Source organism: Nocardioides korecus, from assembly GCF_054778395.1.
The window spans coordinates 18,024-41,548 of sequence record NZ_BAAGZO010000010.1; the positions used below are offsets into that span (position 1 = coordinate 18,024).

Below are 23,525 nucleotides of genomic sequence, written 5' to 3' on the forward strand. Positions count from 1 at the left end.
CCCGGGCAATCGGGACCGAGCGGTCACGGGGCTTGTCCCCTGACCAGGGGGATGGAGGAGACAGCTTGGGTGGAATGCTACGAGTGCGAGCGGCTCGTGAATGACCCTTTGGCGATCCCTCGGTGCCCGATGCGTTTGAAGCGCCTCGGGTCTGAAGGAGGCTCTCGATCCAGTGAAGGATGAGAGTCGTGGCGGCACCTCGGAAGTACAGCGGTGAGCTGCGTGAGCGGGCGACTCGGATGGCCCTGGATGCGAAGCGCACTCGCACGGATCGGCGGCCAGCTTGGGGTCCACCCAGCGACTGCTACGGCGGGCCGTGCTGCCGGCGCTTGGAGAGCTCAGGCTCGCAGAACTGTCGACCAGCCGGGTAGAGCGGTTCATTACTGGCCTAGGCGGGGAAGGCCCGAGCCGTCAGCGCACGGTCAAGGTCGTCCTGGGCGCCATGCTGGACCTCGCGGTGCGCTACGACGCGCTTGTGGTGAATCCAGTGCCTTGGTCGTGCCCATGGCGGTGACCTGGCGCGTGATGCCGTCGTCGTCCCGCACCCTCGAACGCACCCTAAACGCCCCCGGCCGGGGTTGCGTGACGCCAATGGCTCCCCAGGTGTGCAGGGGAGTGGGCGGTCGACCACGCGCCATGGCGAGACCTACTCGCGGCGTGCGCCGGCCGTTAGGGCACGACCAGCGACCGGGCTCGGGTCCCGCCCGCGTCGCGACTCCTCGACCATCGGGTCGTCCACCGCGGTCTCCGTATGCGCAGCAATCCACCGGTCGAGCTCGAACTTCTCGTAGCGCACGCCCCCACCGACCTTTACTGCAAGTGGTCCATAACCCCGGCGCCGGCTGCGCCAGGTGTACAGCGTCGCCTTCGTGATGCAGAGGTAGCTCGCGGCTTCCTGGACCCCCAGCAAAGAGTCCGCGTCAGAGTCGACGCTGCTGAGTCCGTCGTAGGTGCTTGTGGTCATCGTCGCTCCTCGGGTGTGGATGGATTCCACTAGTGCCAGGTCACCAGCTTTAGTCGGCGTGGACACAATCTGAGCCTGACCTGCACTCTCGCCCGGTGCCACCTCGAAGTCGGTTGGTGTGGAGAGGTGGTCGCGAACAGGGCTGAGCGTGCGGGCGGGTTGCTCCCGGAGCGGCCGCGATATCAGCGCTCTGTGCGTCGCCCACTTCGTCCAGGGTGACGGCGCAGCCACCACTTCAGCGCGGCTGGTGCCAGGAGCACCATGGCGAAGAGTCGCAGGGTCTGGACGGTGAAGACCAGGGCGACGTCGGCATGGACTGTGGAGGCGATCGCCAGGACGGCGTTGATGCCTCCGGGGGTGGTGGCGAGGTAGGCGTTGGCGGGCGAGATGTTGGTGACCAGGGTGACGAGGTAGCCCAGCAGTGCGCAGACGCCGGTGATGGCGACCACGAAGAGGAGAACTTTGGGGAGCATCCGTCCCATGGCGCGTAGTGCGGCGCGGTTGAGCCGGAGGCCGACCTCGAGGCCGATGATGTTGAAGGCCACCTCGCGGAAGATCTCGGGTGGGTAGACGCCGAGGCCCGCGACGGTCGCGATGGCTGCGAGGAGCACGGGGCCTAGGAGCGCCGGAGCGGGCATGCGCAGCAGCTTGCCGAGCAGGTACCCGGCCGGGGCGGCTAAGACGAGGAAGAACATGCCGATCACTGAGAACGGGACTTCCACCTCCTTGGCGCCGAGGCCGTGGAACTGACCCAGGCCGGGGGCGAAGATGAACCGGACCAGGAGCGGCATGGTGAGCACCACGAGGGTCAGACGCAGGTATTGCATGAAGGCGACGGTGCGCGAGTCAGCGCCGAGGTCCTCGGCCGCGCTGACGATGGCAGCCGATCCTCCGGCGACCATGCCCAGGGACGCGGTCGTCTGGTCCACGCCCGTCCACTTCGCGAACAGCAGGCCGCCAGCGAGGCTGAGGACCAAGGTGGCCAGGGTGACGGCGAGGAGCGGCAGCAGCGACGCGCCCGCCGCGCCGAGTGCCTGGACGTTGAGGAAGGTGCCGATGATGACGCCGGTCACGGCTTGAGCAGCAGTGTGGAGATGCCGGGGGACCGCGCGCTGCATCAGGCCGGTGCTGGCGGCGACAAGGCCGATCACGACAGAGACCATCACGTGAGGTGCTGGCAGGTTGAACTGTTCGCCGTACTTTCCAGCGACCCAGGCGAAGGCGATCAGAGCGACCCACAGCAGGGTCTGGGCGACCACGTGTCGGCGCCGGGCAGGTTTCTCGATGCCCGCGGATGCGCTGCTGGTCTCTTCTGCCTCGACGGCCGTGGTTTCGTTGAGGGACATGGTCAGAAGTGGAACGGACCGTGCATGACGTGAGGATGACGGACCCCTCGGGGCCTTCGGTCGGCACCCAGGTGAACGGAAGCGCCACATCGCCACGAGTGGTGGAGGGCATGTCGGGAGCCCAAAGCTTAGGCGGAGATGACGTCGAGCCTGGACGCACCCGCTGGGGCCTTTGGGCGAAGTGCCAAGTCGGGCATGGGCCGGTCCATTGGCCAGCGGCGGTGGTAAGTCGGCCGCGGCGCCGCACCTGGCGTGGGCGCCGGGACCTGCATGCCGTGGACTTCGTCCGTCAATGAGACCCACGCTTCGGCCTCGCGGCCCCGCGCGGTCTTGCGTGGATCTTGGCTGTCAGGATCGCCGAGCCGCGGGCGGTGGGGGCCGCGGTGGACCTCTTCTCGGTAGTGACAGAGACCTGAGGGGAGCTCGTGACCAGTCTGAGAAATTTTTGGCGATAGCTAGTGCGTCTTAGCGTCCCAAATGTTCCACTTCATCTACGCATATCAGTATCTGCGTCAGCGCGTGAGGCATCGTGCCGCCGCGTCTGAGATCCCGCCCTCCCCCTGAAGCTGGAGCGTCCCCATGTACCGTCGTGCCCTCGCTGTTGCCATCGCGCCAATCACGTTCTTGATGGTCAACCACCCGGCTGCGGCGTCTGCCGCGTCGTACTCCTGTGACGGCTTCCGCGCCACCATCGTGGGGACCGGTCACCGTGACGTCATCCACGGGACGTCGCACCGCGACGTGATCGTGGCCCTCGGTGGGAACGACACCGTCTACGGCGGCGGCGGGAACGACGTCATCTGCGGCGGCGCCGGCAACGACCGCCTCGTCGGCGGGGCTGGCAACGACCGCCTCGACGGGGGTGCCGGCAACGACACCGAGGTCGGCGGGACCGGCGACGACACCGAGATCGGCGGCACCGGCGACGACGTGGAGAACGGTGATGCAGGCCAGGACCACATCGACGGGGGTGCCGGTGACGACGTGGAGAACGGCGGTACCGGCAACGACGTGGAGAACGGTGACGCCGGGAACGACGAGCTCAACGGTGGCGCCGGTGACGACGTGATCAACGGTGGCGAGGGGAACGACGTCGAGCACGGTGATGATGGGAACGACGAGCTCAACGGCGGTGCTGGCGACGACGTGGAGGACGGCGGCCAGGGCAACGACGTCGTGAACGCCGACGGCGCATCCGACGACTGAACGATGGGGGCGCGCGGGTGCAGGCTGGTCTGTCTGCACCCGTGCGTCCGTCGTCCGCGCGACGGCGGCACCGTGTGCGCTGGTGCTGACCCGCGGATGTCGTCGTGCAGCGCCTGCTGGTGATGGGGCGGAGACGCTCTCTGCGGCGTCGGGTGGGCCCTGGGTTCCGGGGCGATGGGGCGGCCGTCCGTCGGCCGTCGTCGGAGGGCCAGGAGCGCACTCTCAATCTCCGCCAAACTCATGACCCGGCGAGTGGGAACACTGCACACCTGAGCCCGATTCATGCCCAGTGTCCGGTTTCCGCGGTTAGCCTGGGCGTCGCTCCACCGGGTTCCGCTCAGGCATTGGGGTACTCACGGGGTGCTGGAGACTGAACCCCGAAGGAGTGGCGTGTTGATCGGCAACGACCTGGATCAGGGCCTCGCGCTGGTGACGGTGAGCATCCTGGTGATGTTCGCCTTCCCGTTGGTGATGGCGCGGTGGGAGAACTCCCTCACCAAGCCCCCCCGTACCCGAGTGGGCCGCGGGCCTACCGCGCACGTTTCACCTCACGTGACCGCGGGTCACCAGCCGCGAGCGGATGACGCAGACGCCACGACCATCAGCGTCACGACCCCGACGGCGACCCGCCCAGCCCCCTGATCCGGCTGCCACGCTGGCAGAGCGGTGACGAGCGGATGCGGTTTGCTGGCTCGATCGCCAGTTCATCTCCATCCGTCAACCTCCCGGCGGGGCATGAGAGTACGGCCGTTAGCGCTGCACCGGGTGCAGGACGTGGTGCGGGCCCGAGGGGTTCAGCTTCCCCTCTGTCCCGGTGAGACCGGCGTCAACGTGGTGGGGCAGCCGGGTGTGGGTGCCATCGGGTCCATCTTGAGCGAGGGGTCATCGACTTCGTGGAACAGGGGGCGGCGCGACGCGCGTGATCGGCAGCGCCGAGACGGGTGGGAACCCCACACGCCTGTGGCACTTACCGAGGCGCGGGGGTGCGACCGTGACTGCGACCAGTAGCCGTTCGGCACCCAGCGAGACCCTCAGGGCGCGTCGGGCTCGGCGCGGGTCTTCAGCTCCGATCAGCATCCGTTCTGGCTCGCAGGTGCCGGCAGTGACGCGGCTGAGTGCTGGCCCTTAGAAGTCTGGAGGTCGTGTCGGTGGCTGCGGTGTGGTCAGGTCGAGTGCGACCGCGCCCCCGGGCCCGGCGAGAATTTCCGCGCCCCCGCCGTGGCTGAGCGCGATGCTGCGCGCCAGATGCAGGCCCAGCCCCGAACCGGGGGTGGTCCGGCTCTGCTCGGCGCGGCTGAACCGGTTGAAGGCAGACTCGCGGAAGGCGTCAGGAAATCCTGCCCCGGAGTCGCGGACGAGCACCCGGAGCCGCGGGGCGTCGTAGGTCGCAGAGACGGTGATCGGGGCTGCGCCGTGGCGCAGAGCGTTGACCAGCAGGTTGCCGAGCGCGATTGAGCACCAACGGCGGTCGAGCTGGACCACGATGTCGGGGACATCGGCGCAGTCGACCTCGGTGCCGGGCGGCAGGCTATCGCGTACGGCGTCCTCGACCAGTTCGCGCAGGGCCACCGGCTCGGGGTTGAGCCCACCGCCGGCGCGCAGCTCCTCCAGCTCGAGCAGGGTGTCGGACAGACCGACCAACCGATCGACCTGGCGTTGCAGCGAGGCCAGGACCGTCGCGGTCTGCTCGGCGCTGCGGGGCCGGTGGCGGATCCACTGAAGCTCGGTGCTCATCAGGGCCAGCGGGGTGCGGAGCTCGTGGGAGGCGTCAGCCAGGAACTGCCGCTCCCGGTCCGCGCCGGCCTCGATCCGGGTGAGCAGGTCGTTGAAGGTGTGGCCGAGACGAGTGAGCTCGTCGTCGCGGTCGGTGGCGACGGGCAGGCGTCCGACCTCCTCGGCGCCGGCGCGCGAGGCGGCGCGGCGGTAGCGCTCCACGGGGTCGAGGGCCGAGCGGGCGGTCCGGTAGCCGACCAGGGAGGCGCCTGCCAGGGTCGCGAGGTCGGCGATGAGGAGCTGGAGCAGCAGCTCGCGCAGGGCCTCGTCGTGCTTGCTGCGGCTGATCGCGGAGACCACCACCCGGGGGCCGTCCGGGGTCGACACTGGGTCGACCTGGACCCGGAAGTCGCGGTGGGCCGGCGCGGGCAGCAGCCGCCCGAGGTCCAGGCGCGACCCACCCTCGGCCCGGGCCTCGCGCACCTGCGCCGGGGTCAGCAGGGGCCGCAGGTCCCGGTTGCCGCCGACGAGACGGCCGGTGGTCTCGTAGACCTGGACGGTCTGCCCCGGGGTGTCCCGGGGCGGCATGGACCCCGCCCGGACGGCCGGGACTGCGATCCCGCGCCACGCGGCGAGGTCCTGGTCGAGCTGCCGGTCCAGCGCGAACTGCACCCGCCAGAACACGAACCCCGAGGTCAGCACCAGGACGGCCGCCATCGCCAGGGCGACCTTGAGCACCAGTCGGGCGACGATCGGCCGGTCACCCACCAGCCGCCCCCAGGGTTTCACCCGGCCGGCCGCGTCTCGATGCGGTAGCCGGAGCCTCGCAGGGTCGTGATGACCACGTCGCGCGAGCCCTCCAACCGGGCTCGCAGGCGCGACATGTGGACCTCGATCGCGTTGCTGCGGATGTCGGTCTCGCCGTCCCAGACCGCGTCGAAGAGGCGCTGACGCGAGACCACGTGACCGGGCACCTGGAGCAGCTCGGCCAGGATCGCGAACTCACGCCGGGTCAACGGGGTCTCGACACCGCGCACCCACACCCGCTGCTCGTCGGGGTCAAGCACCACGTCCCCGACCCCCAGGCGGTGCGGCTCGGCCCCCGCCGCAGCCTCGCGACGTCGCCCGATCGCCCGCACGCGGGCCACCAGCTCCTCCAGGGCGAACGGCTTGACCACGTAGTCGTCGGCACCGGCCTCGAACCCGGCCACCCGTTCGGCGACCGCACCTCGGGCGGTCAGCATCAGCACCGGCAGGTCGTCGCCGCGTGCGCGCAGGGTGCGGCAGACCTCCAGGCCCGGGACGCCGGGCAGGTTCAGGTCGAGGACCATCACGTCGGCCCCACCCGCGGCCGCCGCCTCGAGGGCGGCGTGCCCGTCGTGGCAGGCGGTTGTGGTGAAGCCGGCCTCGGTGAGAAAGCTGGTCACCAGCTCCACCATCCGGACCTCGTCGTCGACCACCATCACGTGCACGTCCCCCACGCTAAGGGGAGGACCTGTCGTCTGCGTGACGCGGTAGTTCACCTTCCTGACACCTCAGGTTTCCAACCTTTCTGGGCGTGAGCGCCTCCGACCTCCTCCACGTCGCCGGCCGTCTCGGCGCCGACGTCGTCTCGATGCTGCTGCTGGTGGGCTGGCTGTACCGCCGCCGCCTCGCCGCACCCGAGATCACGCTCACTTTCACCGCCCTCGACAGTAGCCACCGAGGGTGGCTCTGAAGTGAGGCGAGACGTTGACGCGGGTCCTGGGCGGCGAACCTGCACGCGACTCACTCAGTGTCGTACTGCCCGTCGCGGACAGCTCCCCAAACTTCGAGAAAGCAGCGTCGATGCCAACCCGCAGGCGCCCAGAGAAACGCCGGTGGCCCCTCCGTTAATCCGCCGGGCGTCGGCGGCCCGCGCTCTGGCGTCGTCGGACGTAAGTCCGGCCTTTGCGCACTGCCGCATGGCCGGCACGTTTCCACAGGGCACCTCCGTTGTCGGCCGCGGGCGGAGGGGGGCGCCGGAACTTCGCATCCCTCCACGGTGTGCCAGCTGTCCCCGGCGACGAGCCCGATCGCGGCCACGAGGGTCGCCAAGACCGCACCGCCGGTCACGCTGGCAGCCAGGAACCGCTTCGGGGCCATCCCGGACATGCCGGCGAGACCGGGCACCATTGACGTGCAGAGCAGCGGTGAACCGCCCCAGGAGCACCGCAGTGACACCTCGGTGACGCAACGGGTCCTCGGCACGCGCGAGGTAATGCGAGGGCACGATGCGACCCAGGGTCGAGTCCAGGACCCGGCGCCCGACCGGCGACCGACCCAGTACCCGGGCCGCGTCGCCCGGGACCGCCCCGGTGATGCGATGCCCGCCGCGATCACCGCCAGCTAGGGCAGGTGGCCCATCCCGACCGCGACCGCGCCCAGCAGGAGCGCGGTCTCACCCGGGAAGACGAACCCCAGGAACGCCGAGGTCTATGGAGCCGGTAGGGCGAGCACCACCGCGGGCAACACCCAGGTCGGCGTCAGGAGGAACTGGTCGAGCAGGCCGGTCATCGCAGGGAACCCGCGTGTTCGCCCGATCGGTGTTGGGCAGGAGCCGTGTCCGGTCGCGTGGGGACCGGTGCCCCGGCCACGAGCGGTCGCAGCGGCGTGCGCGCCATCATCTCTACGGCCGGGACGACCAGAGGTCGGATGATCAGCCAGGTGCCGGCGGTCACGGCGGCACCCAGGAGCAAGCCGGCCACCACGTCGAGCGGGAAGTGTGCCCCGACGTAGACACGGGTGGCCGCCATCAGCAGCGCGAGCGCGGTGGTCGCGACGCCCAGGCGCCGGTGGGCCAACATCACGCCGGCCGCCGCAGCCCCGGCCATGACGGCGTGGTCGCTGGGGAAGGAGAAGTCCGTCGTGCGGCTCACCAGGACCTCGACGTGGGACAGAACGGCGTACGGGCGGGGCTCGGCGACCGCAGCCCCCACGATCTGGTTGAGGCCGAGGGCGATCAGGGCTCCGATCGGGGCCCACAACGCGGCGGCGACGCGGGGGAGTGGGCCGTCGCGTCGGGCCAGCAGCCACGAGGCCGCGAGGAGCCCTGCGAACAGGATCACCCCGTACTTGGCGAACGATGTTGCTGGAGCGTGGAGCCACGGGGTGTCGCGGGTGACTGCGTTGACAAGCCGGAACCAGTGGTCGTTGAGTCCTGCCCAGACAACCTGGGCTGTGCCGTGCGTCATCTTTGCGCCTCCTCGTCACCTGTCCAGCACGTGCCGGACGAGCGTGGTGTGGACCCGCCGGGTGCGGCGAGAGCCTCACCGTAGGGAGGCCAGCGTTAAGACACCGTGAAGGTAGACCGTCGCCCGCCTTACCCGCCGAGACCCGGTCCATTGCGATTGGGTCTGCTGCCAAATCGGTGACACCTGAGCCGCGTCGACACGTTTCGGGGTGCACCGTGGATGACCACTGTCGACCGCTGCTATCCCCAGCAACCGGGTGCGCTGGCCCCACGGCGCGAACGTGGGACCAACATGGGACCGAGACCAAGCGGGATAGGCGAGACCAGACGTGTCTAGGGCGACCTGGACCGTGCGTGGAGACCCGGATCTGCGCTGCCGGTGATGTCCCGCCGACCTGGGGGTCAAGGGGTCGCAGGTTCAAATCCTGTCAGCCCGACCGAGAGCCCCTGACCTGTTTCCGCAGGTCAGGGGCCTGTCCGTCTCCAGGATGCCCACCGGGCGGCCCGAAATGTCTAACTTGACTTGGGCCCGCCGGGTCAAGGGGTCTTGGGCAGCGGTCCGACTCAGCTGCTCGCTGCGCCGGGACTAGTTGGTGCAGGTCAGCGAAGGTGACTCGGCGCTTGCTCTGCCACTCGGCAGATGGCAGCGACGTTGGGTGTGGGACCAATTTGGGACCACAACTGGATCGGTGATTGTCTGATTTCGCCCTGTGTGTGGGGGTCTGCAAAACCAAGTCTTCGCACTTGACCCGGGGTCATTATGAACGCAGGGACGCCCGGACATTTTCGCCGAAGCACGAGGGCATGCGAGTCGTAAACTCGAACGGCGTGCAGGCTCGGGGTCCTGTGCCAGCTCTCGCCATGCCCGGGATCTTGGACGTCGCCCAATCGCACAGGGGCTGACCATTCTTGCCGTCGTCGACCTAGTGGCCCAGGCCGAGGTGTCACCGATTGGTGCAGCAGACCCGGTCGTCCTTCGCCAGCACCGAGCCGCCGAGGATGCTGATGCGCCGGTCGTCGAGCCCCTCGAAGGCCAAGACCGCGTTCTCGAGGAGTCCCCACGATTCGGCCGCAGACCCGGTGGGGACGGGCAGCTTGTCGCTCTGGCGTGACTGGTTGGAGAAGTCCATCTGGGGGGTGATGTTCGGGAAGTAGAACGAGGTCGCTGTTGGCGGCTTTAGCCTCCGTCAGGGTGCCCCACAGCAGGTTCGCGCGTCGGGCGATGTGGCTGCGGTCCAGCCGGTTCCCGGCGTACACCTCGTCCAAGGCCTACTGGTGGTCCGGTACCCGGTCGTCGGCCCGGAACGGGATGCCGTCGCGACCCAAGGCGCCCTCGCCGGGGTGTGGACTTGCCCCGGTCTGGTGGACACGCTGTCTTGGGCGATTGACTCTTGTTTGAACTGTGCGGGTGAACGGTATCCGAGCGGGGCTTTGATCCGGCTGGTGTTGTAGAAGCCCTCGACGTAGTCAAAGCTCGCCGAGCGCAGCAGGTCCCGGGTCCGCCAGATCCGGCACCGACTTCGACTCGCTCAGTCGCGACGAGGCGCAGGTCGACGCCTACATTGCCGACCCTCGCCGCGGCTGGCCTCGACGTCGCCGGCGGGCGGGCGATGTTCCTGGCGGCCCGCCAGCTGGCCGACTCGATCATGGTCGCCGGTATGCACCACGACCTGCCGGTCTAGATCGTCGTCGGCTCGATGGACCCCGTCGACGGGGGCATGGCGCCGGTCGACGAGGCGGTGCGCCGCTACACCGAGGCCGGCCTCACCGATGTGACCGTCGTGGCCCACCCTGACGCCCGGCACGAGATGTTCAACGAGACCAATCGCACCGAGGTCGTCGCCGGCGCGACCTCGTGGTTCGAGGAGCGCCTGCAGCCGAGCGGAGAGTGACGACGGTTGTCAACATGATCGTTGACACACGCGTAGCGCCGCGGCTAGCCTCCGGCGAGGACAAGGGCGACTCACCGCCCCGGTCTGGACCAATGTGTCGGGAGGGTCGTCATGACGTACGCCGGCGGACCCCGTCTCGCTCCACTCGCCGAGCGTCGGGCCGCACTCGAGGCGCGCCACCCCGCCTGGGTGCCCACGACGCTGCACGGCGCGTTCGACGCCGCGGCGGAGCTCTGGGGCGCGCGGCCCTACGTCATCACCGACGAGCGCACCTACACCTACGAGGACGTCCGGCAGTGGTCGTTGCGCCTGGCCCGCGGCCTGGTGGGGCGCGGGGTGCGCCCGGGTGACCGGGTGGGCCTCGACATGGCGAACTACCCCGAGTTCGTGGCCTGCAAGCTGGCGATCTCGCGCACCGGCGCGACTGCGGTGCCGATCAACTTCCTCAACCGCGGTGACGAGCTGGCCTACGTCCTGGCCCAGTCGCGCACCTCGGTGCTGGTCGTGATGGCGCGGCACCGCGACCTCGACTACCTCGCGATGCTGGACGAGATCGCTCCCGGCTGGGCCACCGACGGCGGGGGCGCGGCGCTGCCCGACCTGCGGCAGGTCGTGGTCTTCGAGAACGGGGGCAGCACCGACCGGGCCGAGTCGTTCACCCTGGCCCGGCTTGAGACCGACGCTCCCGAGGACGTCGAGCTGCCCGAGGTCGACCCCGGCTCGACGGCCGACATCCTCTACACCTCCGGCACGACCGGCGGGCCGAAGGGGGTGCAGCTGACGCACGACATGCTGCTGCGCACGGCGTACGGCGCGGCCTACGGGCGGGGCTTCGAGGACGGCCGCCGCATCCACTTCGCGATGCCGATGTACCACGTCTTCGGCTACGTCGAGGGCCTGCTCCCGGCCCTGCTCGTGGGGGGCGCGATCATCCCGCACCTCGTCTTCTCGCCCGCGGCCTCGCTCGAGGCGATCGAGCGCCACCGGGCCACCGACATGCTCGCGATCCCGTTGATGACCCAGGCCGTGATGGACGCTCAGCGGGAGCGGGGGGCCGACCTCGGGTCGCTGGCCTCGCTGCTGTCCTCGGGCACTGCCACGCCACCGGGGCTGTGGGACCGCATCGACGAGGAGCTCGGCTGCGATGAGGTCACGACCGGCTACGGTATGTCTGAGACCACGGCCTCATCGACCGTCACCCGGCCTGACGACGGCCCCGAGAAGCGCCGCACGACCAACGGCCGGCTGCGCGACGTCGGCGTGGCCGGTGACCCCGCGCTCGCCGGACGCCTGGTGGTCTACCGAGCCGTCGACCCCGATACCGGGCGCGACCTCGGTCGGGGTGTGGCCGGTGAGCTGCAGGCCCGCGGCCTCGGGGTGACACCTGGCTACTGGGAGAAGCCGGGGGCCACGGCCGCGGCGTTCACCGACGACGGGTGGCTGCGCACCGGGGACCTCGGCATGATCGACGAGGAGGACTACGTCCACCTCGTCGGCCGGCTCAAGGACTGCTACCGGTGCGGCGGCGAGCAGGTCGTCCCGAGCGACGTCGAGGACGTGTTGCTGCGCCATCCGGCCGTGGCTCAGGCCCTAGTGGTGCCCGTGCCCGACACCCGGATGGGCGAGGTCGGCGTCGCATTCGTCGTGCGCCGCCCCGGTACGGCGCTCGAGGCCGACGAGGTCCTGGGCACGCTCGCCGGGCGCCTGGCTCGCTTCAAGGTGCCCAAGCACGTGCTGTTCATCGACGCTGACGAGATCCCGCTCACCGCCAGCGGCCGCCCGCGCAAGTTCCTCCTCACCCAACTGGCCCTCAACCGGCTGAACAGCTGACGCTCACGAGCCCGACGAAAGGTCCCACCATGCAGAGCACTCAGTCCCCGCCCGCCGGGGCACCCCCGGTCCACGACCGGATCACGCGTGACACCGAAGTGGGCTTCGAGCTCGTCGGTGTCAAGAAGCAGGCGCACATCCAGCTGATGGGCTCGCGGCTGTGGGGGCGGTTCAACCCCAACCACTGGGATCCCGTCTACGCCGCGGAGACCGGTCTGCGGGCCCCCATCCAGACCGGCGAGATGACCACGGCCTACCTCTCGGAGATGTGCGTCAACTACCTCGGGGCCGCCTACTTCCGCGACGCGCGGATGGTCTGCAAGTACGTCGCCTCGACGTACGCCGGCGACGTAGTCACCACCCACGGCCGGGTCAGCGACAAGACCCCGAAGGGCGACGGCTTCCGGTTCACCATCGACATCTGGGCCGAGAACCAGGACGGACGGACGACCACGGTCGGCACCATGGAGGCGGACGTCGATGTCTGAGACCGCCGCTCCCGCCGTCGCCACCGACGCGCTGCGTCCGATGACCTCGGTGCAAGTCGAGCAGACGCGCGCCTTCGTCGACGCGCTGAACGAGAAGTCGCAGACCTACTGGGACATGGTCGAGGTGGGCGACGAGCTGACCCGCGACCTTCCGCTGACCGCCGAGCTCGTGGTGCTGTACGCCGACGCGGTCGAGGACTTCAACCCGTGGTACGAGGGGTGGACCATGAACACGTGGACCACCGCGGGGGAGTCTCCCTTCGGTGGCGCGATCGTCCCGCCGATGCTGGTCTCGCACTTCGTGCTCTCGGTGCAGTTCGACCACACCAAGCCGTTCGCCATCGGGTCGATCCACACTTTCCACGACAGTCAGATCATCGCACCGATCCCGGTCGGCAGCACCGTCCGGATCACCACCCGGGCGACCGAGAAGTTCGTGAAGCGGCAGCGCCGCTACGTGCGCCACCAGGTCACCGTGACCGACGTGGACAGCGGCACCCTCTACCTCACCGAGACCCGCGACATCCTCTCGCTGTGACCGCCTCAACGACCCACGTCGCCGATAGCCTGTTCGAGGTCGCCGGTGACGACGTCGCCCTCGTCGGGTCACGCTGCGAGACCTGCGGCTCGCACTACTTCCCCCAGGCCCTGGGCTGCCGCAACCCCGCGTGCGACGCCACCGCGGTGACCCGGGTGCTGCTCGGTCGGCGGGGTTGCCTGCACAGCTACACCGTGCAGCACTACCAGCCCCCGGCGCTGTTCCGGATGTCGCCGTGGGCGCCGTACGCCATCGGATTGGTGGAGGTCGACGAGGGTCTGAAGGTGATGGCCATGCTCACGGGCCTCGAGCTGGACGCCCTTGAGATCGGCACGCCGCTGCGCCTGGTTGCCGAGCGGTTGTACGACGACGAGGCAGGCGACGCCGTGCTGACGTACAAGTACGCCCCCGTCGACGGGCCCGACGACGCGCGCGACGAAGGGACCGCCCGATGAGGCCTGTTTATGTGCTCGGCGTCGGGGCCCACCCGTGGGGCAAATTCCCCGACAAGCCCCAGCTCCAGCTGGCCATCGAGGCCATGTCGGCCGCCCTCGGCGACGCGGGCCTCGCTTGGCGCGACCTGCGCGGCCTGGTCGCGGCCAGCTCCCGGTTCGAGGGCGGCCTGGGGTGGGGCCTGCACGCCAACGAGCTGCTCCAGTCGGTCGCCGAGACCGGCATCCCGGCCGTCAACGTCGGCGGCGGGTGCGCGGCAGGCGGCATCGCGATCCACACCGCGGCCTCGATGGTGGCCAGCGGCGAGTGCGACGTCATCGCCGCGTTCGGCGCCGAGCGGATGCCGAAGGGGTTCATCCCGCGGCCGCCCGGCATCCCCGACGACATCACCGACACCGACTTCCTGCGGTGGGTCGCGGTCGGCGCGACCAACCCGGCGTACTGGGCCCTGGAGGCGCGTCGCCGGATGCACGACTTCGGCACCTCCGCCGAGACCCTCGCACTCGCCTCGGTGGTGATGCACCAGCACGCCACGGCCAACCCGCTCGCGCGTTACCGCAAGCCGATCACGGTGGCCGACGTGCTGGCCTCGCCCACGGTCAGCGATCCGCTCCACCTGCTGGAGATCTGTGCCGTCAGCGACGGTGCCGCAGCGATCGTCCTGGGCACCGAGGAGCAGGCCCGTCGCCGAGGCGGCCCGTTGGTGCAGGTGGCCGGCTCGGCCGTCGCCACCGGACAGTTCGGTGACCCCGCGGTCCGGATCCCCACCGTGTCGATGAGCGTGGGGGAGTCGGTGCCGCACACCAGCGAGGTCGCCGGCGCCGTCAGCGCCGCCCAGGAGACGGCCGGCATCGGTCCGAAGGACGTCGACGTGCTGGAGATGGCGGACAACTCGGCCTGGCACGTCCTCGCCTGGCCCGAGCAGCTCGGGTTCCTCGAGCCGGGGGAGTCCGACCGCTTGATCGAGAAGGGCGACTTCGGTGTCGAGGGGGCGTTCCCGGTCAACCCGAGCGGCGGCTTCCTCTCCTTCGGCGAGGCCACCACCGCCCAGGGCGTCCTGCAGGTCTGCGAGCTGGTCTGGCAGCTGCGCCAGGAGGCCCAGGGCCGCCAGGTGCCCGGCGCCAGGGTCGGCCAGTCGGCTGTGCTCGGCCTGGGGGCCAACGGTGCGTCCGTGGTGCTGAAGGCCTGACGAGGCGACCATGAGCAGCCACGCGCACTCCGACCGGAGGATGCCGCCGCCCGAGGCGGCCACCGAGGTCAGTGACGGGATCTGGGCCTACGTCCAGCCCGACGGCAGCTGGTGGATCAACAACACCGGGTTCCTGGTCGGGCGCACCGGTATCGTCAGCGTCGACTCCTGCTCCACCGCCGACCGCACGGCCGCCTACCGGCGGGCCATCGCGCAGGTCAGCGACCGGCCGGTGCGCACGCTGGTCAACACCCACCACCACGGCGACCACACCTTCGGCAACCACCAGTTCACCGGCGCCACGATCGTGGGGCACGACGGCGTGCGCCAGGCGCTGATGGACTGGGGCCCGCCCCGCAACACGCCGTACTGGGACCACGTCGACTGGGGCGACGTCGAACTGGCACCGCCGTTCCTGACCTACACCGACGGGGTGAAGCTCTACGTCGACGACCTCGAGTGCCAGGTCAGCCATATCGGCACGCCGGCGCACACCACCAACGACTCGATCGTGTGGGTGCCCGAGCGGCGCTTGCTGTTCAGCGGCGACCTGGTCTTCAACGGCGGCACACCGTTCCTGCTGCAGGGCTCCATCGCCGGCGCCCTGGTCGCCGTCGACACCCTGGAGGCGCTGGGCGCCGAGACGATCGTGCCGGGCCACGGCGCCGTGTGCGGGCCCGAGGTGCTGGGCACGGTCGGGTCCTACCTCCGGTTCGTGCAGGACGTCGCTCGCCGGGGTCGCGAGGCCGGGCTGACGCCGCTGGAGGCGGCCCGCGAGACCGACCTGGGGGAGTTCGCCGCGCTCCTCGACCCCGAGCGCCTCGTCGGCAACCTGCACCGGGCCTACGCCGAGATCCCCGACGCCGACGAGCCCGTCGAGCTGGGCGTGACCATCGACGCCCCGACCGCGCTCGCCGACATGGTCGCCTACAACGGCGGGCGGCCCCTGAGCTGCTACGCCTGACGGTAGATTCTCGGGCGTCAGGCACGTGGACGACGGGCGAGAGCAGGCAGTGGTGGCGACCAGCGGCATCGGGAAGCGTCGGGCGACGGCGAAGAACGAGACGGCGAATCCCGCCTACCTCGAGCGCCGGCGCGAGATCATCGACGCGGCCGCGCGGGTCTTCAAGCGCAAGGGCTACAAGGGCACCCGGCTGGCCGACATCGCCGAGGAGCTCGGCACCGACCGCGCCAACCTCTACTACTACGTCTCCAGCAAGGACGAGCTGTTCGAGGAGGCCGTCACCGAGGCGGTGACGATTAACATCACCCGGGCCGAGGAGATCCGCGACGGCGAGGGACGTCCGGGCGACAAGCTGCGGCTGGTGGTGGAGGAGCTGATGCTCTCCTACGCTGCCTACTACCCGTTCCTGTACGTCTTCATCCAGGAGGACCTCAGCCACGTCAAGGAGAGCCGGGCCGGCTGGGCGGCGGAGATGCGCAGCATCAACCACCGCTACGAGGACGTCGTGGTCTCGCTCGTCCAGCAGGGGTACGACGACGGCTCGCTGCGCGAGGTCGGCCCGGCGTGGGTGGTGGCCTACGGCATCATCGGCGCGGTCGGCTGGACCAACCGCTGGTTCGACCCCGCCAAGAGCCGGGCCGACGCGGCCGTCATTGGCCGCACCTACGCCGACATGCTGCTCGACGGGCTGACCAGCCCTTCCTGAGCGCCGCGCGGATGCCCCCGGTCACCACGACCGAGGGGTCCCTCCGGGCTGCCTGCAGACCGAGAGGCGATCCCTGGCTGAATACTCCGAAGATCGTCAACACCAGGGTTGACGGACGCGGAGAGGGGGTGCTGTGATGAGCGCCACGTCACCACGGTGGCGCGGCCCCCACCCGCCTCCTGGCCCAACCCGAAGGACGCCCGCATGTCGCAGAGCACCGTCACCGTCCCCACCCTCGAAGCGATGCTGTCCGGCCTCCGGTCCGGCGAGGTCGTCGACGCCACGTCGATCTACGTCGACGGCGCCTGGGTCCCCTCCGAGGGTGACGGCCGCATCGAGGTCCGCAGCCCCACGACCGAGCAGGTCATCGCCGAGGTGGCCGCTGGCTCCACCTCCGACGTGGACAAGGCCGTCGCCGCTGCCCGGGCCGCCTTCCCCGCCTGGTCCGCGCTGCCCGCTGCCGAGCGTGCGGCGTACCTCTCGAAGACCTCCGAGGCGCTGGTCGCCCGCATGGACGACCTCGCCGAGCTCGGGTCGCGCGACATCGGCGCCCCGCTCGAGGCGGTCAAGGCCGTGCAGCTCGGCCTGCCGATCTTTAACTTCGGCTACTACGCCGACCTGGCCACCTCCTTCGACTTCGAGGGCACCGAGGTCGGCAACTCGCTGATCGTCCGCGAGCCCGTCGGCGTCGTCGGCTGCATCACCCCCTGGAACTTCCCCCTGCACCAGGTGGCGCTCAAGGTCGCGGCCGCCTTCGCCGCCGGCTGCACCGTCGTGGTCAAGCCCACCGAGGTCACCCCGCTGCTGGTGTTCGCGCTCACCGAGATCTTCGACGAGATCGGCCTCCCCGCCGGCGTCTTCAACCTGGTCAGCGGCAACGGCCCCGACATCGGCGAGGCCCTGGTCGCCCACCCCGATGTCGACATGATCTCGTTCACCGGCTCCACGCGCGCCGGCAAGCAGATTGCCGCCACCGCCGCCGGCACCGTCAAGCGGGTCGCCCTCGAGCTCGGCGGCAAGTCGGCCAACGTGATCCTCGACGACGCCGACCTCGAGACCGCCATTACCGGCGGCATCGCCAACGCCTACCTCAACTGCGGCCAGGCCTGCACGGCCCTGACCCGGATGCTCGTTCCCGCCGAGAAGCTGTCGGAGGTCGAGGAGATCGCCAAGCGGGTCGCGGCGACCTACGTCACCGGCACCTGGGAGCAGGAGGGCTCGGTTCTCGGCCCGCTGGTCAACGCCACCCAGCACGAGAAGGTCCGCGGCTACATCCAGAAGGGCATCGACGAGGGCGCCCGCCTGGTCATCGGCGGCCTGGAGAACGACCACGAGTCGGGCTACTTCGTCACGCCGACCATCTTCAGCGACGTCACCAACGACATGACGATCGCCCGCGAGGAGATCTTCGGCCCCGTGCTCTCGATCCTGCCGTACGCAGACGAGGCCGAGGCCGTCTCGATCGCCAACGACACCGACTACGGCCTGGCCGGCGCGGTGTGGTCCGGCGACAGCGAGCGTGCGATGCGCGTGGCCAAGCAGCTGCGCGCCGGCCAGATCGAGGTCAACGGCGGCGCGTTCAACCCCGCCGCCCCGTTCGGTGGTTACAAGCAGTCCGGCCTGGGCCGCGAGGCCGGTGCCGCCGGCATCGAGGAGTTCCTCGAGACCAAGGCGATCCAGCGCTGATCCAGCACCACCCTCTCGGACGACCCGCACCACACCACACACGATCACGAGGACGTAGACAGTGAAGACGAAAGCAGCAGTGCTCTGGGGCGCCAACGAGGACTGGTCGGTCGAGGAGGTGGAGCTCGGCGACCCGGTGGCCAACGAGGTGCAGGTGCGCCTGGCCGCCTCGGGGCTGTGCCACTCCGACGAGCACAACCGCATCGGTGACATCCCGATGGTCGAGCCCGGTGCCTACCCGTTCATCGGCGGCCACGAGGGCGCCGGCATCGTCACCAAGGTCGGCCCCGGCGTCAACCACCTGAAGGAGGGCGACCACGTCGTCCTCGGGTTCATCCCCTCGTGCGGCCAGTGCCCCTCGTGCGCGACCGGCCACCAGAACCTGTGCGACCTCGGCGCCTTCCTGCTCACCGGCCAGGCGATCTCCGACGGCACCAACCGGATCCAGGTGCGCGGGCAGGGCGCGACCCCGATGTGCCTGCTCGGCACGTTCTCGCCGTACGTCACCGTGCATGAGGCCTCGGCCATCAAGATCGACGACGACATCCCCCTCGACAAGGCCGCCCTCGTGGGCTGCGGCGTCACCACCGGCTGGGGCTCCTCGGTGTACGCCGCCGACGTCCGCGCCGGCGAGACCGTCGTCATCATCGGCACCGGCGGCATCGGCATGAACGCCGTGCAGGGGGCCCGCATGGCGGGCGCCAAGCACGTGATCGCGATCGACCCGGTCGAGATGAAGCGCGAGAAGGCGATGGAGCTCGGCGCCACGCACACCTTCTCCTCCATGGCCGAGGCGATGGAGCCGATGGTCGACCTGACCCGGGGCCGGATGGCCGAGAAGGCCGTCATCGCCGTGGGCCGCATCGAGGGCGAGCACATCCAGCAGATGCTGAGCCTGGTCGGCAAGGGCGGCACCGGCGTCGTCACCGGCATGGGCTCGATGATCGAGAACGACGTGAAGCTCAGCCTCTTCGAGCTCACCCTGCTCGAGAAGCGGCTCCAGGGCGCGATCTTCGGCAGCGGCAACCCCCGCTTCGACATCCCCAACCTGCTCCGCCTGTACCAGGAGGGCGAGCTCAAGCTCGACGAGCTGATCACCACGACGTACGCCCTGGAGGACATCAACCAGGGGTACGCCGACATGAACGCGGGCAAGAACATCCGCGGCGTCGTGATGTACGGCGACTCCGACTACTGAGCCTCGGGGCATCAGCCCACAGCAGCGGCCCGCTTCCTCCCCCACGTCGGGGACGGGGCGGGCCGCCACCACGTCAGCCGGGTCCGCCTCAGGAACGCGGTGTGCCTGGCGAGCCGGCCGCCGCCTCGCGGAGCTTGAACTTCTGCACCTTGCCGCTCGGGGTCCGGGGCAGCGCCTCGACGAGCTCGAGCCGCTCGGGCGTCTTCTGCACGGCTAGCCCTCGGCGGGTGAGGAAGTCCCGCAGCCCGTCCAGATCGGGCACCGCTTCGGCGGCCGGCACGACGTAGGCGCACGCCCGCTCACCCAGGACCTCGTCGGGCACCGCCACGACCGCGACGTCGAGGACGTCGGGGTGCTGGGCCAGGTGGTCCTCGATCTCGATCGCGGAGAGGTTCTCCCCGCCACGGATGATGATGTCCTTCGTGCGGCCGACCACCCGGGCTCCGCGGTCGTCGATCGTCACGACGTCGCCGGTGCGGAAGAAGCCGTCCTCGGTGAAGGCGTCGGCGTCCAGCCGGGCGTCGAGGTAGCCCAGGAACAGCTCGGCGCCGGCGACCAGCAGCTCGCCGGTCTCGTCGTGGGTGCGCCACGACGACAGCGGCACCGGCGCGCCGTCGGTCTCGGCCGCGTCGTCGGGGTCGCCGTACGGGTCGCCGATGCTGAAGGTGGGCATCTCCGTGGAGCCGTAGCAGCGGACCACCCGCGCGCCCAGGACCCGGGTGGAGCGACGCACCAGCTCGGGGCCGATCTCGGCACCGCCGCAGACGAAGACCCGCAGCGACGACGTCGTCCCGCGGGCCTCGTGCTCGCGGGTGAGGCCGAGCAGGAACGTGGTCGCGCTGACGGTGAAGGTGCAGCCGTGCGCCTCGACCAGGTCGACAGCACGGGCGGGCTCCCACCGGTCGAGCAGCACCGAGGTCAGGGCCAGGTCCACGGGCAGCACGGCTCCGAAGGCCAGGCCGGTGACGTGCGTCAGCGGCGAGGCCATGAAGACCCGGTCCTCGGGACCGAGCCGGCAGACCCCGGCGACCTGACGGGCCTCGTGGAGCAGCGTGCGGTGGCTGTGCAGGACGCCCTTGGGTTCGGCCGTCGAGCCCGAGGTGTAGAGCAGCACCGCGACCTCGTCGCCGCCGGCGGGAGCGGGGAGGACGACCCGCCCGGGCGGAGCAGGGGCCGCGAAGTCGGTGACGCCCTCGGGCACCGCCCCGTCCGGGCGCACGACGACCAGTGCGGGCGGCTCCTCGCCCCCGGCCTCCGCCGCGGCGGCCACCCCGCGGGCCATTGCGAGGTGGTCGTGGCCGCGCACGGTGCCGGGCACGACCAGCACCCGCGGTCGGGCCTGACCGACGATGAAGCCGACCTCGTGCTCGCGGTAGATCGGCACGACCGGGTTGCAGACAGCGCCGGCCAGCGCGCAGCCGAACAGGACGACCGGCGTCTCCCACCACGTCGGCAGCTGGGCGGTCACCCGGTCGCCGGGCCTGACGCCCAGGGCGACCAGGGTGCCGGCGAAGACCTCGGCACGGTCGAGCAGGTCGCGGTATGTCAACGTAGTGCCACCCTCGACCACGGCCGGACTGTCGGGGTGCGCCGCGGCGGCCCGCAGAAGCAGGTCAGCCAGGCCCTCAGCCGTGGGGACCACCCGCCACGTAGAGCACCTGCCCGCTGACAAAGCCCGAGCGCTCGTCGGCGAAGAAGGCGACGGCGTTCGCGACGTCCTCGGGGCGGCCCGCGCGGTCGACGGGGATCTCGGCGACCCGCTCGGCGACGAGGTCCTCGAAGGCCATGCCGGCCCGCTCGGCCAGCGCCCGGGTCATCTCGGTGACGGTGAAGCCGGGGGCGACCGCGTTCACGGTGATGCCGTACCTGCCCAGCTCGAGCGCCAGCGTCTTGGTCAGCCCCTGCAGGCCGGCCTTGGCGGCGGAGTAGTTCGCCTGCCCGACGGTGCCGAGCGCCGCGATCGAGGAGAGGTTGACGATCCGGCCCCAGCTGTGCGGGGTCATGTGGCGCTGGACCTCGCGGCTCATCAGGAAGGCCGAGCGCAGGTTGACGTCCACGACGGTGTCCCAGTCCTCCAGCGTCATCTTGAACGCGAGGCCGTTGCGGAGCACCCCGGCGTTGTTTACCAGCACGGCAGGCGGGCCGAGCTGGTCGACGATCCGAGCGACGGCGGCCACCACGGCGGCCTCGTCGCTGACGTCGGCGCCCATTACAAGGGCACGGGCGCCGGTCGCCTCGACGGCCGCGACGGTCTCGGCGCAGGCCGCCTCGTCGAGGTCGACGAGAGCGAGATCATGGCCGTCCTGGGCCAGGCGCAGCGCGATGGCGGCCCCGATGCCGCGGGCGCCGCCCGTCACGATCGCGACGCGTCGGGTGGGGGGCGGGGGTGCAGCCGTGTGCGTTTCCATGCTGTCAACATACATGTTGACTCTGCCTGGAGCGATGACTAACGTCGGGGTCGGGCCGACCGGCCGCACGTGCCGCAGCGACGATCGAGGAGACCAACGTGGTGGACAGGGCTGTCGAGGTCGACGTCGTCGTGGTCGGGGCAGGGTTCGCCGGGCTCCGCGCGCTGCACACGTTCCGTGGGCAGGGTCTGCAGGTCGCCGTGCTCGAGGCGGGCGACGACATCGGTGGCGTGTGGCAGTGGAACCGCTACCCCGGTGCCCGCTGCGACGTCGAGAGCTACGACTACTCCTACTCGTTCTCCCCCGAGCTGGAGCAGGAGTGGCGCTGGAGCGAGCGCTACGCCACCCAGCCCGAGATCCTGCGCTACATCCACCACGTGGCCGACCGCTTCGACCTCCGCCGCGACGTGCACCTCGGCCAGGAGGTCGTCGCGGCCACCTGGCGCGAGGGCGAGACCCGCTGGGAGGTACGCACCGCCGCCGGCGCGACGTGGACCGCCCGCTACCTGGTGATGGCCACCGGCCAGCTGTCGACGACGAAGGTGCCCTCGCTGCCCGGCCAAGAGCAGTTCACCGGCGAGGTGCTGCTGACCGCGAAGTGGCCCCGCGAGGGCGCTGACTTGGCCGGCAAGCGCGTGGGCGTGATCGGCACCGGGTCGTCGGGGATGCAGCTGATCCCGATCGTGGCCGAGGAGGCCGCGCACCTGACCGTCTTCCAGCGCACCCCGAACTTCAGCGTGCCAGCGACCAACGGCCCGATCACCGACGAGCGCGACGCCGAGGTCAAGGCGACGTACGCCGAGCGCCGGGAGGCCTCGCGCAACTCGCCCAGCGGCCTGGGTGCGGTGCCGATCAGCCGCACCTCGGCCCTGGAGGTGAGCGAGGAGGAGCGGCGCGCGCGCTACGAGGAGTTCTGGACCTCGGCCGGCTTCGGCTTCGCCCTGGTCTACTACGACATCCTGCGCGACCAGGCGGCCAACGACACCGCGGCCGACTTCATCCGCGAGAAGATCGCCGCCAAGATCAACGACCCGGCGCTGCGCGAAAAGCTGCTCCCGCACGACTTCCCGTTCGCGGCCAAGCGGCCCTCGGTCGACAGCGGCTACTTCGAGACCTTCAACCGCGACGACGTCACCCTCGCCGACATCCGCGAGGACCCGCTCGAGGCGATGACGCCGACCGGCATCCGCACCGTCGGGGGCGTCGAGCACGAGCTGGACGTCGTCGTCTTCGCCACCGGCTTCGACGCCCTGACCGGGTCCCTGCTGCGCCCAGAGATCACCGGTCGCGACGGCGTGACGCTGCGCGAGAAGTGGTCAGCCGGCCCGGTCACCCAGCTCGGCCTCGCCGTCCACGGGTTCCCCAACCTCTTCGTCATCGCCGGCCCCGGCAGCCCGTCGCTGCTCAGCAACGTACTGCTCTCCACCGAGCAGCACGTCGACTGGATCGCCGCGCTGCTCGAGCACCTGCACGCCTCCGGCCTGGAGGTCGCCGAGGCCACCGAGGAGGCCGAGCAGGCCTGGGTCGCGCACGTGAACGAGCGCGCCCAGGAGACGCTCTACCCGAAGGCCTCGAGCTACTACATGGGCGACGAGGTGGCGGGCAAGCCGCACGTCTTCATGCCCTACTCCGGCGGGGTGCGCGGCTACCGCCGCATCCTCGAGAAGGTCGTCGCCGAGGGCTACTCCGGTTTCGAGCTCACCCCGGCCCGCGACCGGGCCTCCGCCTAGCCT

22 protein-coding genes are annotated in these 23,525 nt (G+C 70.4%); 13 read left to right on the forward strand and 9 right to left on the reverse strand.

The genetic code is table 11. The features are described from left to right. Positions 1-646 precede the first annotated feature (646 nt). The gene (locus ACYVDA_RS18040; protein WP_460819863.1) at positions 647-964 is read right to left on the reverse strand and encodes a helix-turn-helix transcriptional regulator; all 318 of its coding nucleotides are present in this window, start codon (positions 962-964) and stop codon (positions 647-649) included. A gap of 182 nt (positions 965-1,146) precedes the next feature. Beyond that, positions 1,147-2,310 (reverse strand): AbrB family transcriptional regulator, encoded by a 1,164-nt coding sequence (locus ACYVDA_RS18045; RefSeq protein ID WP_460819864.1) that lies wholly within the window; start codon positions 2,308-2,310, stop codon positions 1,147-1,149. Between the two features lie 579 nt (positions 2,311-2,889). On the opposite strand from ACYVDA_RS18045, the gene ACYVDA_RS18050 reads away from it, so the two are divergent. Beyond that, positions 2,890-3,516 (forward strand): calcium-binding protein, encoded by a 627-nt coding sequence (locus ACYVDA_RS18050; protein WP_460819865.1) that lies wholly within the window; start codon positions 2,890-2,892, stop codon positions 3,514-3,516. 1,125 nt (positions 3,517-4,641) lie between these two features. Here ACYVDA_RS18050 and ACYVDA_RS18055 read toward each other — a convergent pair. Next, on the reverse strand, positions 4,642-5,997 hold the full coding sequence (locus ACYVDA_RS18055) for a sensor histidine kinase (protein ID WP_460819866.1): 1,356 nt from the start codon (positions 5,995-5,997) through the stop codon (positions 4,642-4,644). A 17-nt stretch (positions 5,998-6,014) separates the two neighbouring features. Continuing rightward, positions 6,015-6,692 carry a response regulator transcription factor gene (locus ACYVDA_RS18060; RefSeq protein WP_460819977.1) on the reverse strand — a complete coding sequence of 226 codons (678 nt, stop codon included), beginning with the start codon at positions 6,690-6,692 and terminating at the stop codon, positions 6,015-6,017. 95 nt (positions 6,693-6,787) lie between these two features. Between ACYVDA_RS18060 and ACYVDA_RS18065 the strand changes: the two genes are divergently transcribed. Further along, positions 6,788-6,946, forward strand: coding sequence for a hypothetical protein (locus ACYVDA_RS18065; RefSeq protein ID WP_460819867.1), 159 nt, complete (start codon positions 6,788-6,790; stop codon positions 6,944-6,946). 814 nt (positions 6,947-7,760) lie between these two features. Here the strand turns inward: ACYVDA_RS18065 and ACYVDA_RS18070 are convergent. The 3 genes from ACYVDA_RS18070 to ACYVDA_RS18080 all read right to left on the reverse strand — a co-directional run bounded on the left by ACYVDA_RS18070 (position 7,761) and on the right by ACYVDA_RS18080 (position 9,948). Continuing rightward, positions 7,761-8,441 carry a phosphatase PAP2 family protein gene (locus ACYVDA_RS18070; protein WP_460819868.1) on the reverse strand — a complete coding sequence of 227 codons (681 nt, stop codon included), beginning with the start codon at positions 8,439-8,441 and terminating at the stop codon, positions 7,761-7,763. A 943-nt stretch (positions 8,442-9,384) separates the two neighbouring features. Continuing rightward, on the reverse strand, positions 9,385-9,570 hold the full coding sequence (locus ACYVDA_RS18075) for a hypothetical protein (RefSeq protein ID WP_460819869.1): 186 nt from the start codon (positions 9,568-9,570) through the stop codon (positions 9,385-9,387). Between the two features lie 57 nt (positions 9,571-9,627). Then, complete coding sequence (locus ACYVDA_RS18080; protein ID WP_460819978.1) at positions 9,628-9,948, reverse strand: IS3 family transposase; 321 nt, start codon at positions 9,946-9,948, stop codon at positions 9,628-9,630. 189 nt (positions 9,949-10,137) lie between these two features. Between ACYVDA_RS18080 and ACYVDA_RS18085 the strand changes: the two genes are divergently transcribed. From ACYVDA_RS18085 to ACYVDA_RS18130, 10 genes are all read left to right on the forward strand, one after another. Further along, complete coding sequence (locus tag ACYVDA_RS18085) at positions 10,138-10,332, forward strand: hypothetical protein (protein ID WP_460819870.1); 195 nt, start codon at positions 10,138-10,140, stop codon at positions 10,330-10,332. Positions 10,333-10,443: 111 nt separating this feature from the next. Continuing rightward, positions 10,444-12,162 (forward strand): AMP-binding protein, encoded by a 1,719-nt coding sequence (locus ACYVDA_RS18090; RefSeq protein WP_460819871.1) that lies wholly within the window; start codon positions 10,444-10,446, stop codon positions 12,160-12,162. Between the two features lie 29 nt (positions 12,163-12,191). Continuing rightward, positions 12,192-12,650 carry a MaoC family dehydratase gene (locus tag ACYVDA_RS18095; RefSeq protein ID WP_460819873.1) on the forward strand — a complete coding sequence of 153 codons (459 nt, stop codon included), beginning with the start codon at positions 12,192-12,194 and terminating at the stop codon, positions 12,648-12,650. Further along, positions 12,643-13,188, forward strand: a complete 546-nt coding sequence (locus tag ACYVDA_RS18100) for a MaoC family dehydratase (protein WP_460819874.1) — start codon at positions 12,643-12,645, stop codon at positions 13,186-13,188. Before ACYVDA_RS18095 ends, ACYVDA_RS18100 begins: the two co-directional genes overlap by 8 nt. Further along, positions 13,185-13,643 carry a Zn-ribbon domain-containing OB-fold protein gene (locus tag ACYVDA_RS18105; protein ID WP_460819875.1) on the forward strand — a complete coding sequence of 153 codons (459 nt, stop codon included), beginning with the start codon at positions 13,185-13,187 and terminating at the stop codon, positions 13,641-13,643. Before ACYVDA_RS18100 ends, ACYVDA_RS18105 begins: the two co-directional genes overlap by 4 nt. Next, the gene (locus ACYVDA_RS18110; RefSeq protein ID WP_460819876.1) at positions 13,640-14,830 is read left to right on the forward strand and encodes a lipid-transfer protein; all 1,191 of its coding nucleotides are present in this window, start codon (positions 13,640-13,642) and stop codon (positions 14,828-14,830) included. The genes ACYVDA_RS18105 and ACYVDA_RS18110 overlap by 4 nt, the downstream gene beginning before the upstream one ends. Positions 14,831-14,840: 10 nt before the next feature. Next, on the forward strand, positions 14,841-15,794 hold the full coding sequence (locus ACYVDA_RS18115) for an MBL fold metallo-hydrolase (protein WP_460819877.1): 954 nt from the start codon (positions 14,841-14,843) through the stop codon (positions 15,792-15,794). 25 nt (positions 15,795-15,819) lie between these two features. After that, a complete protein-coding gene (locus ACYVDA_RS18120) occupies positions 15,820-16,500 on the forward strand; it encodes a TetR/AcrR family transcriptional regulator (RefSeq protein ID WP_460819878.1) in 681 nt (226 codons plus the stop codon). A gap of 204 nt (positions 16,501-16,704) precedes the next feature. Next, positions 16,705-18,186 carry an aldehyde dehydrogenase family protein gene (locus ACYVDA_RS18125; protein WP_460819879.1) on the forward strand — a complete coding sequence of 494 codons (1,482 nt, stop codon included), beginning with the start codon at positions 16,705-16,707 and terminating at the stop codon, positions 18,184-18,186. A gap of 61 nt (positions 18,187-18,247) precedes the next feature. Beyond that, complete coding sequence (locus tag ACYVDA_RS18130) at positions 18,248-19,384, forward strand: NDMA-dependent alcohol dehydrogenase (protein ID WP_460819880.1); 1,137 nt, start codon at positions 18,248-18,250, stop codon at positions 19,382-19,384. 88 nt (positions 19,385-19,472) lie between these two features. On the opposite strand, the gene ACYVDA_RS18135 is transcribed toward ACYVDA_RS18130, so the two are convergent. Both ACYVDA_RS18135 and fabG read right to left on the reverse strand, forming a co-directional pair. Beyond that, complete coding sequence (locus tag ACYVDA_RS18135) at positions 19,473-21,026, reverse strand: AMP-binding protein (protein WP_460819881.1); 1,554 nt, start codon at positions 21,024-21,026, stop codon at positions 19,473-19,475. Further along, positions 21,010-21,792 carry a 3-oxoacyl-ACP reductase FabG gene (gene fabG / locus ACYVDA_RS18140; RefSeq protein WP_460819882.1) on the reverse strand — a complete coding sequence of 261 codons (783 nt, stop codon included), beginning with the start codon at positions 21,790-21,792 and terminating at the stop codon, positions 21,010-21,012. The genes ACYVDA_RS18135 and fabG overlap by 17 nt, the downstream gene beginning before the upstream one ends. Positions 21,793-21,890: 98 nt before the next feature. On the opposite strand from fabG, the gene ACYVDA_RS18145 reads away from it, so the two are divergent. Then, positions 21,891-23,522 carry a flavin-containing monooxygenase gene (locus tag ACYVDA_RS18145; protein WP_460819883.1) on the forward strand — a complete coding sequence of 544 codons (1,632 nt, stop codon included), beginning with the start codon at positions 21,891-21,893 and terminating at the stop codon, positions 23,520-23,522. Positions 23,523-23,525 lie beyond the last annotated feature (3 nt).